Consider the following 15,112-nt stretch of genomic DNA (forward strand, 5'->3'; position numbering starts at 1 on the left):
CTAGGCCCCATGGACGGGTTTACGCCGACCCCGGAGAGGCATACCCGGTGCCCGGCACGGATTCCTGGCACTGAGGTGAAAGTGTGAGCTCCGCATTACTGCACTTTGACGGCCTGGCCGGTCCTGGCCGATTCCACGGCGGCCTCGGCCAATGCCAACGCCATCAGGCCGTCGTTCTGGTTGGCCAGTGGCTTGGATTTGCCCTCTACGGCGTCAATGAAGTTGGCCAGTTCGTGTCGGTACGCCTCGGCGTAACGTTCCAGGAAAAAGTGTTGCGGTTTCGCGCCCTGGCTGCCTGCATCGGTAGTCTGTACCAGGTTTGATTCCAAATTGTTGTTGGCCTGCAGCATACCCCCGGAGCCCAGTACTTCGATGCGCTGATCATAGCCGTACACCGCCCGGCGGCTGTTGCTGATCTGGCACAGCTTGCCGCTGGCGGTCTTCAGCGTCACCAGTGCCGTGTCGACATCGCCGGCCTTGCCGATGGCCGGGTCCACCAGGCAACTGGCCGTGGCAAAGACTTCCACCGGTTCCTCGCCCAGCAGCCAGCGCGCCATGTCCAGATCGTGAATCATCATGTCGCGGAACAGACCGCCGGAGGACTTAACATAGTTGGCCGGCGGCGGCGCCGGGTCGCGGCTGGTGATGGTGACCATCTCGACAGCGCCGATGGCCTCGTCAGTCAGACGCTGTTTCAGGTCGCTGAATTGCGGGTCGTAGCGGCGGTTAAAGCCGACCAGGCAGGTAACGCCGGTGCGTTCGAGCGTCGCCAGGCAGGCCCGGGTGCGTTCCAGATCAAGGTCGATCGGTTTTTCGCAAAAAATCGCCTTGCCCGCTGCAGCGCTGCGTTCCAATAGTTCGGCGTGAGTGTCGGTTGAGCTGGCGATAATTACAGCCTGAACGTCCGGGTCGTCCAGCGCCTGTTCGACACTGGTGACCTCGGCTCCGTACCGTTTGGCGAGTTTTTGCGCCGACTCGGCGAAGACGTCGACTACGTATTTCAGTCGGGCGCCGGGTTGGGTCGCCAGATTCGCAGCGTGTATGGCGCCGATGCGACCGGCTCCAAATAGACAGACATTGATCATAGATCACTCCTGAACAGAGGTTGTGTCATGCCGGATTGGCCGACATGGAACGATTTTTATCCAGACGGTAAGCCAGGCCAATCGCCAACGATTGGGCCAGGCAGAGCGTCGGTGTCAGTGAACGAAAGCCGTGAACTTCGGCGTCGGGCAGGGTAAACACCACACTCCCGAAGTTCGCCAGCGGGCTCAATTTGCTGTCGGTAATGACGATGACAGGCACGCCCCGCTCGGCGGCGATGCGCACGCTGTCGTCGGTTTCGGCCGCATAGGGCCGAAAGCTGATCGCGATGACGGCGTCGCTGGCGCTGATGGTGCCCGCCTGCTCCTTGTACATGCCGCCGACGTTGTCTAGCAGGTGCGCCTTGCGGTCAATGTGGCGCAAGGCGTAAGCAAAATAGGTAGCCGGGACGAAGGAGCGGCGTACACCAATGATGTGTGTCGCGTCAGCCCGCGCCAGGATATCGATGGCCTGCTCCAGCGCATCGGCCGGGATGTGATCGTGCAGGCTGTGCAGCGCCAGCGAGTCGGCGTGTATGAATTCCCCGAGCAACTGGTGCGGTGATTGCGATCCCGGGTCGCCGAGCGACTCGCGGGCGATACGAATGCGTTCGGTGTAACTCGGTGACTCCTGCATCAGGTTCTGCTGAAACAACCGCTGCATTTCAGTGAAGCCGCTGTACCCGAAGGCATTGGCGAATCGTACCAGGGTCGACGGATGCACTTTCGCATCGCTGGCGATGACTTGAACGGTGCCAAAGGCAATGTTGTTTGGGTGGTCTACAACATAGTGTGCCACTTGCCGCAGCCGCTTGCTGAGCGATTCGTAGTGTTCCTCGATGGCCCTCTGCAGATTAGCCAGGGTATCGGGAGCCTTGGTTGATTCAGTCGTCATCAGTCTGTGTCTCGGGTTGCAAAAGCCGACCGCTAAAATGGAATGAATTTTCCAGAATTGCAATAACGGTTTTTCATATTCAAACCGGGCTTGAAACCATTAACGGGTCTGGACGCTCATTCCGGGTAAATACGCTGGATATCACCAAGTAAGGAATGCCTCCGACCCGGCAGGGCCAGAGGCTGTAGGCCTAGCGGACTTCGCCGGCCAGTTCTTCGACCAGTTCAATGTTCTCTGCGGTGATGAATCCCGGGCCTGAGTTGACGTTATTGGCGGGAATAATGCCGTAACGGTTATACAGGTCCAGGAAGGTCACCGGCAGGTAACCCTGCAGGTAGGGTTGTTGGTCGATGGCGAAATCGATATGGCCTGCCTTGATGGCCGCTGCGATCTGGTCGCTCAGGTCGAAGGTGGCGAAATAGACGTCACCGGCCTGACGGCTGCGTTCCAGGTAGCGCAGGGTTGGGTGGGCCGAGTTGGGTCCCAGCGCCAGGATGCCGTTAACGTCGGGGTTTTGACGCATATAAGCTTCCACGCTGCGTTCAACCTCGGACGGGTCGATGCCGGCATCGAGCATGTGGCCCGACAGATCCACGCCCAGTGCATCGGCGAAACCCTGGCAGCGTTCGACTGAAGCCGGGTTGGTGATGTAGTGGTTAACGCACAGGAAGCTGGTAACACCGGCGTCCTTTGCGCGCAAGCCAGCCCCGTGACCCGCATCGTACTCCGGCTGCCCGATGTGCAGCAGGGCGCCCAGCTCGCGGCTCTGCTCCTGGGTGCCCGAGTTGATGGTGATGACCGGAATACCCTGACGTACGGCATCCCGGATCGGACCTTCCAGCACTTCGAAATCAGCGATGCTGATGATGATGCCGTCCGGGTTGGAGGCGACCGTCTGTTGGGTGATGCGTGCCATATCGGCCAGGTCACCGTTGGTTGGGTTGCGGTATTGAACCTCCACACCATGGGTTTCCCCGGCTTCGCGGATGGCGTTCTTGATGGTGTTCCACCAGGAGTCGGAGTCGGGCGCATGGCTGATCAGCACGTAGCGATCAGGATCCTCGGCGGTGACATGGGCGGGAAGGGCGGCGCAGGCCAGGGCGATTAGCGACAGACTGATGCATTGCCCGATTCTTTTTATTGTGGCTTTCATCGAGATTCTCCTTGCGGGTTGTGATCAGGCCAGGCACCAGGCTAGGCCCGTCTATGAAACCTTGCTATGAAACTAGTGTTCTTTATTTTTTATTATGGAATAAAAATTCCAAAAGCAAAGATGGACCTGTCATCGAACCTTGTCAAGCGATGACCGGAAAATAAATAAAACTTAAATTCTACTGTGTTGACTTTTGGAATTTTTATTCTATTCTGGCAGCAGCCTGAGCGGATACGCACTCAAGGCGCACAACAAAAATGGTCAATAAAGACAATAATAGAGGACACCCACAATGTCGGTTTCAACCCCCGCGGCAGGTGCGACTGCCAAGGCGGAAGATGGCGCCCGGGACGAACGTCTGCGCCAGGTTTCGCGTGTTAAACGTCTGCTGAGTCGACCGGAGTTGGGTTCTATCTCCGGAACGATTCTGGTTTTTATCTTCTTCATTATCGTGGCCGGCGATTCCGGCATGTTCGCCGCCAACGGTGTCATGAACTGGATGACCGTCTCCGGTCAGCTCGGCATCATCGGCATCGGTGCTTGTATGCTGATGATCGGCGGCGAGTTCGACCTGTCCATCGGTTCGATGATCGGGTTCGCCGGGATGATGATTGCCATCCCCGCTGTCTATTGGGACTGGCCGGTCTGGTCGGCGATCATGTTCGCTTTCAGTTGCGCCCTGCTGATCGGGTTTACCAACGGGTTTATCGTGGTCAAAACCGGTTTGCCATCCTTTATCGTTAGCCTGGCGTTCCTGTTTATTCTGCGTGGTCTGACCATCGCGTTATCGATCCTGTTTACCGACAAGACCATTGTTGGCGGCGTGTCCGCAGTAGCTGAAGGTGATTGGCTGGGAGCGGCCTTTGGTGGTGAGATCGGTGGCTGGCTGTTTCAATGGCTGGCTGATATTGGCCTGATCGGTACCTACCCCAATGGCGACGCCCTAGTGTCAGGGATACCCATGGTGATCGTCTGGTGGTTCCTGTTGGCGGTGGTGGCCAGTTGGGTGCTGATGCGCACACGCTACGGCAACTGGATATTCGCCACCGGCGGCGATGCCAAAGCCGCCAAAAACGTGGGCGTACCCACCGATAGGGTCAAGATCTGCCTGTTTATGTTTACCGCGTTCTGCGCCACCGTTCTGGCCGCCTGCCAGGTATTGGAGTTCGGTTCCGCAGCCGCCGACCGGGGGCTGCTGAAAGAGTTTGAAGCCATTATCGCCGCAGTGATTGGCGGGGCCTTGCTGACGGGTGGCTATGGGTCTGTCGTGGGTGCTTGCTTTGGGGCGTTGATTTTTGGCGTGGTGCAGATGGGCATCAATTTCGCTGGCTTCAATTCCGACTGGTTCCGGGTTTTCCTGGGTGGCATGTTGCTGATCGCCGTGTTGTTTAACAACTACATTCGCAAAAGTGTCACTGAGAGTGCCTGAGGCTGACCGGAAATATAAACAGGAGCATGGTCATGAGCGAATTTATTATTGAACTGAAAAAAGTAAGCCGGTATTTCGGCAGCGTTATTGCCCTGAAGGACATTGATATTCAGGTCAAAGTGGGTGAAGTTCATTGTCTGCTCGGTGACAACGGGGCCGGTAAATCGACACTGATCAAGACACTGGCAGGCGTTCACCGCCCTAGCGAAGGCGAATACCTTTACGACGGTAAACCGATACGGTTGCAGTCGCCGCGGGATGCGCTGGATTACGGCATCGCCACGGTGTATCAGGATCTGGCACTGGTGCCACTGATGAGCGTCACCCGCAATTTTTTTATGGGCCGGGAAATCGTCAAGGGTTGGGGGCCGTTCAAACGGTTCGACCTGGAAAAGGCCAACCGAATTGCGCAGCAAGGCCTGGCTGAAATGGGTATTCACGTGCGCGATCCGGAACAGGCTATTGGCACCATGTCCGGCGGTGAACGTCAGTGCCTGGCGATCGCCCGGGCCATTCATTTTGGCGCGCGTGTGCTGATTCTTGACGAACCAACGGCCGCGCTTGGCGTCAAGCAATGTGCCAACGTGCTCAAGGTTGTTGCCAAGGCTCGGGCTCGTGGCCTGGCGGTGATTCTGATTACCCACAATGTTCACCACGCCTTCCCTATTGCGGATCGGTTCACCCTACTTAACCGGGGCCAGAGCATGGGTACTTATTTGAAATCGGAAGTAACACGCGAAGACATTCTCGGCATGATGGCCGGTGGCGCTGAATTGGAAGAACTGGAGGCCGACCTGAATGAGTTTGCCCGTTCGGACGAACAGGCATCCGCCAACACATGAACGATTCACGCGACCCTCGACAATCGGGAGAGGCAGTATGAAAACATTAAAAATTGGCTTGATCGGTACCGGCTTCATGGGCAAGGCGCACGCCATCGCCTACCATTCGGCGCCGGCGGTTTTTCCGCTCAGTGCCAACCTCCAATGTGAGCTGCTTGCTGAAGTCAATCCCGAACTGGCGGAGACCAAGGCCCGGGAGCTTGGGTTTCGCCGCTCCACTGGCGATTGGAAAGCCCTGGTCCGGGACCCTGACGTGGACGTTGTGGACATATGTTCGCCCAATTTCCTACACAAGGAAATGGCGCTGGCAGCCATTGCCGCCGGCAAACACGTTTACTCCGAGAAGCCACTGGCACTGAACGCGGCGGATGCGCTGGAAATGACCGAAGCGGCGGAACGCGCCGGGGTGAAAACCCTGGTCGGCTTCAACTACGCCAAGAACCCGGCGGCTCAACTGGCCCGGGAGATCATCGCAGCCGGTGAAATTGGCGAGGTAGTTCACTTTCGTGGCACCCACAACGAAGATTATCTGGCCGACCCCGAGGCTCCGTTCAGCTGGCGGTTGAAACGCGAATTTTCCGGCAGCGGCACCCTGGGGGACATGGGGTCTCACATCATCAACCTGGCGCAGCACCTGGTGGGCGAAATCACCGAGGTATCGGGCGACTTGCAAACCGTGATCAAACAACGCCCGGTCGCCGGGGAACCCGGCCGTCACGACACCGTGGAGAACGAAGACCAGGCGCATTGTCTGGTGCGCTTCGCCAGTGGCGCTATGGGCACTTTGGAATCAAGCCGAATTGCCTGGGGCCGGAAAATGGGGCTGACCTTCGAGATCACCGGTACGCGCGGCAGCATCGTGTTTGACCAGGAACGGATGAGCGAACTCAAGCTGTACACCGGTAACGATCCGGCCAACCGTTCCGGCTTCCGGACCCTGTTGCTCGGGCCGGAACATCCGGATTACGGGTATTTTTGCGTCGGTCCCGGCCATGGTGTCGGTTATAACGATCAAAAAACCATCGAAGTGCGTGATTTGGTGGAAGGGCTGGCGGCGGATCGCCCGCTATGGCCCAACTTTCGCGCCGCCTACGAAGTAAACCGGGTCATCGATGCCATTGAATTATCGCACGCCGAGGGTCGCTGGGTTCGCCCCTGACCATCGCTACTCTGCAGGAGAACAGGACTATGTCGAACCCGACCGATGTCGATCAGCGTCCACTGGACGTGATTTGCCTGGGGCGGGCTGCGGTCGATCTGTACAGTGAACAGATTGGCAGCCGCCTGGAGGACGCCAGCAGCTTCGCTAAATATCTGGGGGGCTCCTCGGCCAACATCGCCTACGGCTCCGCCCGACTGGGCCTGAAATCGGCCATGCTAACCCGGGTGGGCGATGAGCACATGGGTCGTTTCGTGCGGGAGGAACTGGCCCGCGCCGGGGTGGATGTCAGCCACGTGGTGACCGACCCGAAACGGCTGACCGGCCTGGTGATCCTGGGCCTGAAGGATAAGGACACCTTCCCGCTGATCTTTTATCGCCAGGACTGCGCCGACATGGCGGTCAGTCCGGAAGATTTCAGCCCCGATTTTATTGGCTCCAGTAAATCACTGCTGATCACCGGTACCCATTTCTCAACGGCAAGCACCTATGAGACCAGTCGCACCGCCATCGAGTACGCCCGCAAAGCGGGCACCCGGGTGATTCTGGACATCGATTACCGCCCGGTGCTCTGGGGCCTGACCGGGGTCGGGGAAGGCGAGAACCGCTTCGTCAGTTCCGAATCGGTCACTGGCCATCTGCAAAGCATTCTGCCGGAGCTGGATCTGGTCGTCGGTACCGAAGAAGAAGTACATATAGCTGGCGGCAACGAGGATACGCTGACGGCGCTACGCCGGATTCGTGAACTGACCGATGCGACCATCGTCCTCAAGCTAGGCGCTCAGGGGTGCACCGTGCTTGACGGTGCCATACCGGGCAACACCGATGCGTTCGAAGTCCACACCGGTGTGCGCGTCGAGGTGCTGAATGTACTGGGCGCCGGCGATGCCTTCATGTCCGGTTTTCTGCGCGGCTGGCTGCGCGACCAGTCGCATCAACAAAGCTGTGCCTACGCCAACGCCTGTGGCGCCCTGGTTGTGTCCCGGCACGGCTGCGCACCGGCCATTCCGGATGCGCGCGAGTTGGACGATTACCTGGCCCACGCCGAACAGATCAAACATCCGGATCAGGATGTGCGGCTGAACCGGTTGCACCGTATCGCGGGCAGGCGACCGCCGGTCTCGGACGAAATCTATGGCCTGGCCTTTGATCACCGCAAGCAATTGCTGGAAATGGCTCGGGAGACCGGGGCGGATCTGGAACGGATCGAGACGCTGAAACTGCTGTTGGTCAGGGCGGCGGAGCAGGGTGCCGAACGCGGCGGCGTGGCCGACAAGATCGGCGTGCTGGTCGATGATACTTTTGGTCAGGATGCCTTGAACGCCGTTACTGGCCGGGGCTGGTGGATCGGCCGACCGGTCGAACTGCCGGCCTCCCTGCCGCTGGAGCTCGAAGGCGGGCGTTCAATTGGGTCGCGCCTGAAACACTGGCCCATCGAGCATGTGGTCAAATGTCTGGTGTTCTACCATCCGGACCAGCCCATCGCTATTCGCTTGCAGCAGGAGCGTCAAATTCAGGAGCTATACCGGGCCTGTCTCGCCTCGGGCCATGAACTGCTGATTGAGGTAATACCGCCCCGGGGCCTGCCGCAGGATGACCTGACGCTGCCCCGGGCGTTGCAACGCTTCTACAATTTGGGCGTCTACCCGGACTGGTGGAAGCTGCCGGCACCGAGCCGGGTGACCTGGCAGCATCTGACTGATCTGATCCGCCAGCGTGATGAACATTGCCGGGGTGTGGTGCTGCTCGGCCTGGACGCACCACTTGACGAACTGAAGCGGGAATTCAATCACAGTGCCGGCTTTGACATCTGCCGGGGCTTTACCGTCGGGCGCACGCTGTTTGGTGAACCGAGCCGACTCTGGCTCGGCGGTGACATCGACGACCGGTCCCTGATCCAACAGGTGAGCGACAATTACCTGGAACTTATTGAATGCTGGCGCGGACGCACCGCGGAATAACGAGGGGAGCGCAATGTCTACCGAGAGCAGTGTTATGAAGATCGACAGCAGTACTTCGTCTACCATCAGACTGACCATGTCGCAGGCGCTGGTACGATACCTGGCCGCGCAGAAAATCGAGACCGAACATGGCGTCCAGTCATTATTTGAAGGCGTGTTTGCCATCTTCGGTCACGGTAACGTCGCCGGCATGGGTGAAGCCCTGTACCAGTATCGGGAATCTCTGCCCACGTACCGGGCCCATAACGAGCAGGGCATGGCGCATGCCGCCATTGCCTTTGCCAAGGCCCACCGGCGCCGGCGCATGATGGCCTGCACCAGTTCCATCGGGCCGGGCGCCACCAACATGGTGACGGCCGCCGGTCTGGCGCATGCCAACCGGCTGCCGGTGTTGCTGCTGCCGGGCGATGTGTTCGCCAGCCGGACACCCGACCCGGTGTTGCAACAGGTCGAACATTTTGGCGACCCGGGCATCAGCGTCAACGACGCCTTCCGGCCGGTCAGCCGGTATTTCGACCGCATCACCCGGCCGGAACAGATAATTACCAGCCTGCCAGCGGCGCTGGCGACCCTGCTCGACCCGGCCGACTGCGGTCCGGCGACGGTGGCGTTGTGTCAGGATGTGCAGGCCGAAGCCTACGATTACCCCGAATCGTTTTTCGCCGAGAAGGTGCATCGCATCCGCCGGTCTCCGGCGGATGAAGGCGAGCTGGATGCGGCGCTTGCCGTGCTCGGACGCGCCCGCAAGCCCTTGCTGGTGGCGGGCGGCGGCGTGCACTACGCCGGCGCGACCGACACCCTCAAGGCTTTCGCCGAGCGTCATGGCGTACCGGTCGCGGAAACCCAGGCGGGCAAGGGCGCTCTGGCCTGGGACCATCCTCTGTCAGTGGGCGCCATCGGCGTGACCGGAACGGTCATTGCCAACGAGTTGGCGGCCGGGGCGGACGTGATTCTGGCCGTTGGCACCCGATTGCAGGACTTCACCACCGCCTCCCGGACGCTGATGGGCCGACGCGATATCCCCATCATCGCGCTCAATGCGGCCCGGTTTGATGCCCACAAGCATCAGGCAGTACCGCTGCAGGCCGACGCCCGGGTCGGGCTGGAACAACTCGACCGGGCGCTGGCCGACTGGTCAAGCGACACCGGCTGGTTAGAACGTGCCACCCAGGGGGCTGCCGACTGGAACCGTTACTACGACCGGGTAACCGCGGCAGAAGGCGTGGAATCACCCACCGGCTTGCCGTCGGACGCCCAGGTGCTGGGCGCGGTCAAGCGCCAGTCCGGTCCGCGCGATGTTGTGGTCTGTGCCGCTGGTGGCCTGCCGGGCGAGTTACACAAGCTGTGGCGCACCGACGACCCGGGCGGCTATCACGTCGAATACGGCTATTCCTGCATGGGTTATGAAATCGCTGGCGGGCTGGGTGTGAAAATGGCCCATCCCGACCGCGAGGTGTTCGTGGTGGTGGGTGACGGTTCCTACATGATGCTGAATTCGGAGCTGGCCACCAGTGTGATGATGGGTCACAAAATCATTGTAGTGGTGCTCGACAACCGGGGCTACGGCTGCATCAACCGGTTGCAGAACGCCACCGGCGGCGCCGCCTTCAACAACCTGCTGGAAGATTGTCATGCCATTCCCGAAGGGGCGCCGAAGTTGGATTTCGCCGCCCATGCCCGCGCACTCGGGGCCGAGTCGGAATCGGTCAGCGGTATCGCCGAACTCGAAGCCGCCCTGCAGCGAGCCCGACTGGCACAGCGTTCCTACGTAGTGGCACTGGACACCGACCCCTACGTCACCTCCGAAGGTGGAGACTGGTGGGACGTAGCCGTGCCCGAAGTCTCAACACGTTCCGAAGTGAGCCAGGCACGTGATGCCTACGAGACCGCCAAACACAAGCAACCCTATTGATTGAGGCCTGAAAAATGACTGTACGTTTAGGGATTAACCCGCTGACCTGGAGCAACGACGACATGCCGGCTCTGGGGGCGGAAACACCACTCGAAACCTGTCTGAGCGAAGGCAAACAGGCTGGCTTTTCCGGCTTTGAGCTTGGCAACAAGTTTCCCCGCACCCCGGAAAAGCTGGGGCCAATTTTGAAACAACACGAATTGAGCCTGGTGTCCGGCTGGTACAGCAGTGAATTGCTCAGCCGCACCGCCGAGGCGGAAATCGAGGCGTTACAGGACCACCTCCACCTGCTGAAAAGCCTTGGTGCCAGAGTCATGGTGTTCTGCGAGGTGACCGACTGTGTGCACGGTGACCAGAGTACGCCAGTGTCCCGGCGTCCGGTCATGACCGAGGCCCAGTGGCAGACCTTTACCGAACGGCTCGACCAGGTGGCCCGTTATTGCCTGGACCAGGGCGTGCGTGTGGCCTACCACCACCACATGGGTACGGTCGTGGAGTCGGCCGATGACGTGCGCCGGCTTATGGACAGCACTGAGGAGGCCGTCGGTCTGCTACTGGATACCGGCCACCTGATATTCGCTGGCGGTGACCCATTGCAGATACAGCGGGAATACGCCGGGCGTATCTGCCACGTGCATTGCAAGGACATTCGTGCCGAGGTTCTGGCCGATGCCCGCAACCGCGACCTGAGCTTCCTGGACGCTGTGCTGAATGGAACCTTCACCGTGCCGGGCGATGGTTGCATCGACTATCCGGCCCTGTTCAAAGGGCTTGAAGCCAGCGGCTATCAGGGCTGGCTGGTGGTGGAGGCCGAGCAGGACCCGGCGGTGGCCCACCCGCTGACCTACGCGCGCATGGGATACGAAGGCTTGACCCGGGCCTGCGCCGAAGCAGGACTGAAACTCGACAACTGAAACCCGGAAAACCCCGGTCAGACACGATACGAATAAATGGTGAAACACATGACAACATTAGGTAATTACATAGGCGGCCAGCGGGTCGCCAGTCACAGCGGTCGGGATGCGGCCGTATTCAATCCGGCTAAGGGCGAGGAAAGCCTGCGCGTGGCTATGTCCAATGCCGATGAAACCCGTGCCGCGGTAGCCACAGCTGAAGCCGCGTTCGCCGGTTGGAAAAGCGTCAGCCCGCTGAAGCGGGCGCGTGTAATGTTCAAGTTCAAGGAACTGATCGAACGCGATGCCGAAAAAATCGCTACCCAAATTTCCCTGGAACACGGCAAGGTGTATTCCGATGCCTTCGGTGAACTGACCCGGGGTCTAGAGGTGGTCGAGTTTGCCTGCGGCATCCCCCACCTGCTCAAGGGCGAGCATTCGCTGAACGTGGGTCGTGGCGTCGACAGTTATTCTATGATGCAGCCATTGGGCGTCTGTGCCGGTATCTCACCCTTTAATTTTCCCGCCATGGTGCCGATGTGGATGTTCCCCATCGCGCTTGCCTGTGGCAATACCTTCATTATGAAACCGTCGGAAAAAGATCCGAGTGTCCCGCTCATGCTGGCGGAACTGTTGAGCGAAGCCGGGCTGCCCGATGGCGTGTTTAACGTGGTTAACGGCGACAAAGAGGCGGTCGATGTGCTGCTGACCGACGATCGGGTGCAGGCGGTCAGTTTTGTCGGTTCCACGCCCATCGCCGAATACATCTATGCCACGGCCTCCGCTCATGGCAAACGGGTTCAGGCACTGGGCGGCGCCAAGAACCACATGGTGATCATGCCGGACGCCGACCCGGCCCAGGTGGTCAACTCCCTGATGGGGGCCGCTTACGGTTCGGCGGGTGAACGCTGCATGGCCATTTCAGTGGCCGTCTGTGTGGGCGACAAGGTGGCGGATCATCTGGTTCGGGATCTGCAAACGGAAATCGCTGGCATGCGGGTCGGCCCCGGCACCGGCCAGGCCGAAGAGCCCCACATGGGGCCCCTGGTGACCCGGGAGCACGCCGACAAAGTGCTGGGTTACATCGCAACCGGTGTGGACGAGGGCGCCCGGCTGGTGGTGGATGGCCGCGACTTTGTCAGCCAGGGCAACGAGAATGGCTACTTCGTCGGCCCAACCCTGTTCGATCAGGTCAAGCCGGACATGCGCATTTACCAAGAGGAGATATTCGGCCCGGTGCTGTGCGTCGTGCGCGTTGCCAGTTACGAGGAAGCCGTCAAGCTGGTCAATGAACATGAATACGGCAACGGTACCGCGATTTTCACCCGGGACGGCGATACCGCACGTCAGTTCAGTGAACATATCCAGGTGGGTATGGTGGGCGTTAATGTACCGATTCCGGTGCCGATGGCGTTTCACAGCTTTGGCGGCTGGAAACGGTCACTGTTCGGACCCCTGCACATGCACGGTCCCGATGGCGTACGCTTCAATACCCGAATGAAAACAGTGACCGCGCGCTGGCCCACCGGGGTTCGGGCGGGGGCCGAATTTTCCATGCCGACCATGTCGTAGTATATGAGCTGTCCAGACTCACCGATGCCATTACGATGCCGTTCACTTCCGTGCCCAGGTAGACCGTGGCGAGCCAGTTGTCTTCCTGCGGCAGACCGGTTTCGATGAGATCTCTTCATCGGGTCTCCGGGTTGCGGTTCTACATGAGTGCATTTCGGTGGTGCAAGCCAGACCGTGACTCAGGGTAGTGCGATTGGATACAGCTCGGGTGGCGTCGGAATGTATGTTCACATGTCTCTCCTCGGTCATCGTCAGTGTTGATAAATTGAGGATGGTAGTGGCCGGTGAGAAAATTGTGAGTGAAAATGTTGTTTTTGGAAAAATAAGACTCAAATAAAATTGAAAGGCTGATCAGTATCCAAGGCGTTGTGATATCTGCATGGCTGTTTGTATCACCTGATCGGCCAGCCCGGGAATAAGGTCATCCTTCATTCGAATTACCGGGCCAGCCAGGGCTACACAGCCCACAACGTTTCGTTCACTGTTGTAGATAGGCGCCGCGATGGAGCGCATGCCCGTTTCACTTTCCTGGTCTTCGAGCGAATAGCCTTGCACTCGAATCGTATCGAGCTTTGCCTTGAGTTTTTCAGGGTCGGTTATGGTATGCGCAGTTCGTTTTTTGATCGGTTCCTTTAAGATTGGCAGTCGTCGGGACTCGGACATGTAGGCGAGCATTACCTGGCCTTCGGCTGTGCAAACCATAGGTTTGCGAACGCCAATATCGGACCGCATGCGGATGGCGTGACTGCTCTCCAGGTGAAAGGCGTACAGAATCTGGTCCTCATCGGGAATGGCCAGCAGGATGGTTTCATTGGTTTTAGCTCGCAAGTCCATCAGCATGGGGCGAGATTCGTAGGAGACGTTCATACGACGACGAACCTGTGCACCCAAACGAAATAAAGCCAGTCCAAGGCGATATTTTTCGTTTGCTGGATTCTTTTCCAGGAAACCGTCATTGACCAAAGTAGAAGCAATGCGGTGCGCTGTACTCTTGGCCACACTCAGGGATTTGGCAAGTTCAGTGATGCCGAGTTCACTGGTCTCATCGGAGAACGCTTTCAACATCTTCAGCGCATTGCTGACTGAAGACAGGGAGGTTCGGCCACTGCCCCGACGTGTTTCGGTCTCTTCCTGACGTGATGTCGTTTCCGTTACATCGTTCATAGCTGCAATAACCCAGGGTGCTTTTTACCAGTGAGGGTGAGTTTCACATTAAAGCCAACGACCGACAAGCGAGCTTGAAGGGTTCAAACCAAGCTAGACCTTACTGTATAACATTTATTCCTCTATATGAAACCGTGTTCTTTCTAATTTTCTGAGGCTATGATGGCTGTTGTTCATTGGAACAAGGTCTGTCGACAAGGCGCTATGCATGTCCGACAGACTCACGGGTAGAAGTGGCCCGCTACATAGTAGAGGTATGAAGATGAGTTGGTTGGATTGGTGGCTGCCAGAGCAGCTGAGTACGGTTGCGTCTGTTTCACTGGTGGTGATCAGCTTCTTTACCTCAGCTCTGACGGCTGCAGTAGGGATTGGCGGGGGAGTGGTGTTGCTCGCTATTATGGCAAACCTAATGCCGGCAGCAGCGATTATTCCAGTTCATGGCGTTGTGCAGTTAGGTTCCAATGTCGGACGATTGTTGACACTGCTGGGTCTGACGGACTGGCGTATGGCAGGTTGGTTTTCCCTGGGTAGTATTTTTGGGGCCCTTGGGGGCGGGCAAGTGGCCGTCAGTATTCCATCCGGCTTTCTGCAGCTGGCACTGGGATCATTCATTTTGTACAGCGCCTGGATGCCGGTTTTGCGGTTGCCTGCCGGTCGTAAGTCTATTGCTTTCCTGGGTATGGGAACCGCCTTTCTCGCCATGATTGTCGCGGGCATAGCCCCCTTTGTATTTGTGGTATTGAAAGACTTGTTCGAAGACAGGCGAGCCTTGATTGCGACCCAGACAGCGATGATGACAACTCAACAAATTCTTAAAATCGTCATATTTGGGGCTCTGGGGTTTGTCTTTGCTGACTGGTACGGCTTGCTGATTCTGATGATAACAACTGGCTTCATGGGAACTTTAACCGGTAAGTACTTTCTGAACCGGGTGCCGGCTGACAGGGTACAACCCATATTGAAAACCTTGCTGACACTGATGGCAGCCCGCCTGATCTATATGGGTTATGTTGGTCTGGCCTGAACCTGACGCGATGTCCCATAAGTGAA

At 58.5% G+C, this 15,112-nt stretch carries 12 protein-coding genes; 8 read left to right on the forward strand and 4 right to left on the reverse strand.

All coding sequences use genetic code 11. The features are described 5' to 3' along the window. Positions 1 to 95: 95 nt before the first annotated feature. The 3 genes from iolG to WEB54_RS10745 form a co-directional block, all read right to left on the reverse strand. The gene (gene iolG / locus WEB54_RS10735; RefSeq protein ID WP_368055540.1) at positions 96 to 1,085 is read right to left on the reverse strand and encodes an inositol 2-dehydrogenase; all 990 of its coding nucleotides are present in this window, start codon (positions 1,083 to 1,085) and stop codon (positions 96 to 98) included. Between the two features lie 25 nt (positions 1,086 to 1,110). Continuing rightward, entirely contained in the window at positions 1,111 to 1,977 is an 867-nt protein-coding gene (locus WEB54_RS10740; RefSeq protein ID WP_368055542.1) for a MurR/RpiR family transcriptional regulator, read from the reverse strand. A 190-nt stretch (positions 1,978 to 2,167) separates the two neighbouring features. Next, positions 2,168 to 3,130, reverse strand: a complete 963-nt coding sequence (locus tag WEB54_RS10745; RefSeq protein WP_368054617.1) for a sugar ABC transporter substrate-binding protein — start codon at positions 3,128 to 3,130, stop codon at positions 2,168 to 2,170. Positions 3,131 to 3,422: 292 nt separating this feature from the next. On the opposite strand from WEB54_RS10745, the gene WEB54_RS10750 reads away from it, so the two are divergent. The 7 genes from WEB54_RS10750 to WEB54_RS10780 are packed head-to-tail and all read left to right on the forward strand — an operon-like array spanning position 3,423 to position 12,898. After that, entirely contained in the window at positions 3,423 to 4,559 is a 1,137-nt protein-coding gene (locus tag WEB54_RS10750; RefSeq protein WP_368054615.1) for an ABC transporter permease, read from the forward strand. Positions 4,560 to 4,591: 32 nt separating this feature from the next. Further along, positions 4,592 to 5,401 carry an ATP-binding cassette domain-containing protein gene (locus WEB54_RS10755; protein WP_368054613.1) on the forward strand — a complete coding sequence of 270 codons (810 nt, stop codon included), beginning with the start codon at positions 4,592 to 4,594 and terminating at the stop codon, positions 5,399 to 5,401. Between the two features lie 37 nt (positions 5,402 to 5,438). Next, complete coding sequence (locus WEB54_RS10760) at positions 5,439 to 6,560, forward strand: Gfo/Idh/MocA family protein (protein ID WP_368054611.1); 1,122 nt, start codon at positions 5,439 to 5,441, stop codon at positions 6,558 to 6,560. Positions 6,561 to 6,589: 29 nt separating this feature from the next. Next, complete coding sequence (gene iolC / locus WEB54_RS10765; RefSeq protein WP_368055544.1) at positions 6,590 to 8,521, forward strand: 5-dehydro-2-deoxygluconokinase; 1,932 nt, start codon at positions 6,590 to 6,592, stop codon at positions 8,519 to 8,521. A gap of 13 nt (positions 8,522 to 8,534) precedes the next feature. Then, a complete protein-coding gene (gene iolD, locus WEB54_RS10770) occupies positions 8,535 to 10,433 on the forward strand; it encodes a 3D-(3,5/4)-trihydroxycyclohexane-1,2-dione acylhydrolase (decyclizing) (RefSeq protein WP_368055546.1) in 1,899 nt (632 codons plus the stop codon). 14 nt (positions 10,434 to 10,447) lie between these two features. Then, positions 10,448 to 11,347: a myo-inosose-2 dehydratase gene (iolE, locus tag WEB54_RS10775; protein ID WP_368055547.1), complete on the forward strand. Its 900-nt coding sequence runs from the start codon at positions 10,448 to 10,450 to the stop codon at positions 11,345 to 11,347. A 48-nt stretch (positions 11,348 to 11,395) separates the two neighbouring features. After that, positions 11,396 to 12,898 carry a CoA-acylating methylmalonate-semialdehyde dehydrogenase gene (locus WEB54_RS10780; protein ID WP_368055549.1) on the forward strand — a complete coding sequence of 501 codons (1,503 nt, stop codon included), beginning with the start codon at positions 11,396 to 11,398 and terminating at the stop codon, positions 12,896 to 12,898. Positions 12,899 to 13,249: 351 nt separating this feature from the next. On the opposite strand, the gene WEB54_RS10785 is transcribed toward WEB54_RS10780, so the two are convergent. After that, positions 13,250 to 14,062 carry an IclR family transcriptional regulator gene (locus WEB54_RS10785; protein ID WP_368055551.1) on the reverse strand — a complete coding sequence of 271 codons (813 nt, stop codon included), beginning with the start codon at positions 14,060 to 14,062 and terminating at the stop codon, positions 13,250 to 13,252. 262 nt (positions 14,063 to 14,324) lie between these two features. Between WEB54_RS10785 and WEB54_RS10790 the strand changes: the two genes are divergently transcribed. Further along, complete coding sequence (locus WEB54_RS10790; RefSeq protein WP_368055553.1) at positions 14,325 to 15,086, forward strand: sulfite exporter TauE/SafE family protein; 762 nt, start codon at positions 14,325 to 14,327, stop codon at positions 15,084 to 15,086. Positions 15,087 to 15,112: the final 26 nt, after the last annotated feature.

It is taken from the genome of Saccharospirillum sp. (assembly GCF_040881935.1).
Taxonomy (GTDB): Bacteria; Pseudomonadota; Gammaproteobacteria; order Pseudomonadales; family Natronospirillaceae; genus Saccharospirillum.

Excerpts from the sequence above, each read along its gene's own strand:
- iolD (WP_368055546.1), top strand. The coding sequence starts at position 8,535 with ATGTCTACCGAGAGCAGTGTTATGAAGATCGACAGCAGTACTTCGTCT.
- iolG (WP_368055540.1), bottom strand. The coding sequence starts at position 1,085 with ATGATCAATGTCTGTCTATTTGGAGCCGGTCGCATCGGCGCCATACAC.
- iolC (WP_368055544.1), top strand. The coding sequence starts at position 6,590 with ATGTCGAACCCGACCGATGTCGATCAGCGTCCACTGGACGTGATTTGC.
- WEB54_RS10755 (WP_368054613.1), top strand. The coding sequence starts at position 4,592 with ATGAGCGAATTTATTATTGAACTGAAAAAAGTAAGCCGGTATTTCGGC.
- WEB54_RS10780 (WP_368055549.1), top strand. The coding sequence starts at position 11,396 with ATGACAACATTAGGTAATTACATAGGCGGCCAGCGGGTCGCCAGTCAC.
- iolE (WP_368055547.1), top strand. The coding sequence starts at position 10,448 with ATGACTGTACGTTTAGGGATTAACCCGCTGACCTGGAGCAACGACGAC.
- WEB54_RS10760 (WP_368054611.1), top strand. The coding sequence starts at position 5,439 with ATGAAAACATTAAAAATTGGCTTGATCGGTACCGGCTTCATGGGCAAG.
- WEB54_RS10750 (WP_368054615.1), top strand. The coding sequence starts at position 3,423 with ATGTCGGTTTCAACCCCCGCGGCAGGTGCGACTGCCAAGGCGGAAGAT.
- WEB54_RS10740 (WP_368055542.1), bottom strand. The coding sequence starts at position 1,977 with ATGACGACTGAATCAACCAAGGCTCCCGATACCCTGGCTAATCTGCAG.
- WEB54_RS10745 (WP_368054617.1), bottom strand. The coding sequence starts at position 3,130 with ATGAAAGCCACAATAAAAAGAATCGGGCAATGCATCAGTCTGTCGCTA.
- WEB54_RS10790 (WP_368055553.1), top strand. The coding sequence starts at position 14,325 with ATGAGTTGGTTGGATTGGTGGCTGCCAGAGCAGCTGAGTACGGTTGCG.
- WEB54_RS10785 (WP_368055551.1), bottom strand. The coding sequence starts at position 14,062 with ATGAACGATGTAACGGAAACGACATCACGTCAGGAAGAGACCGAAACA.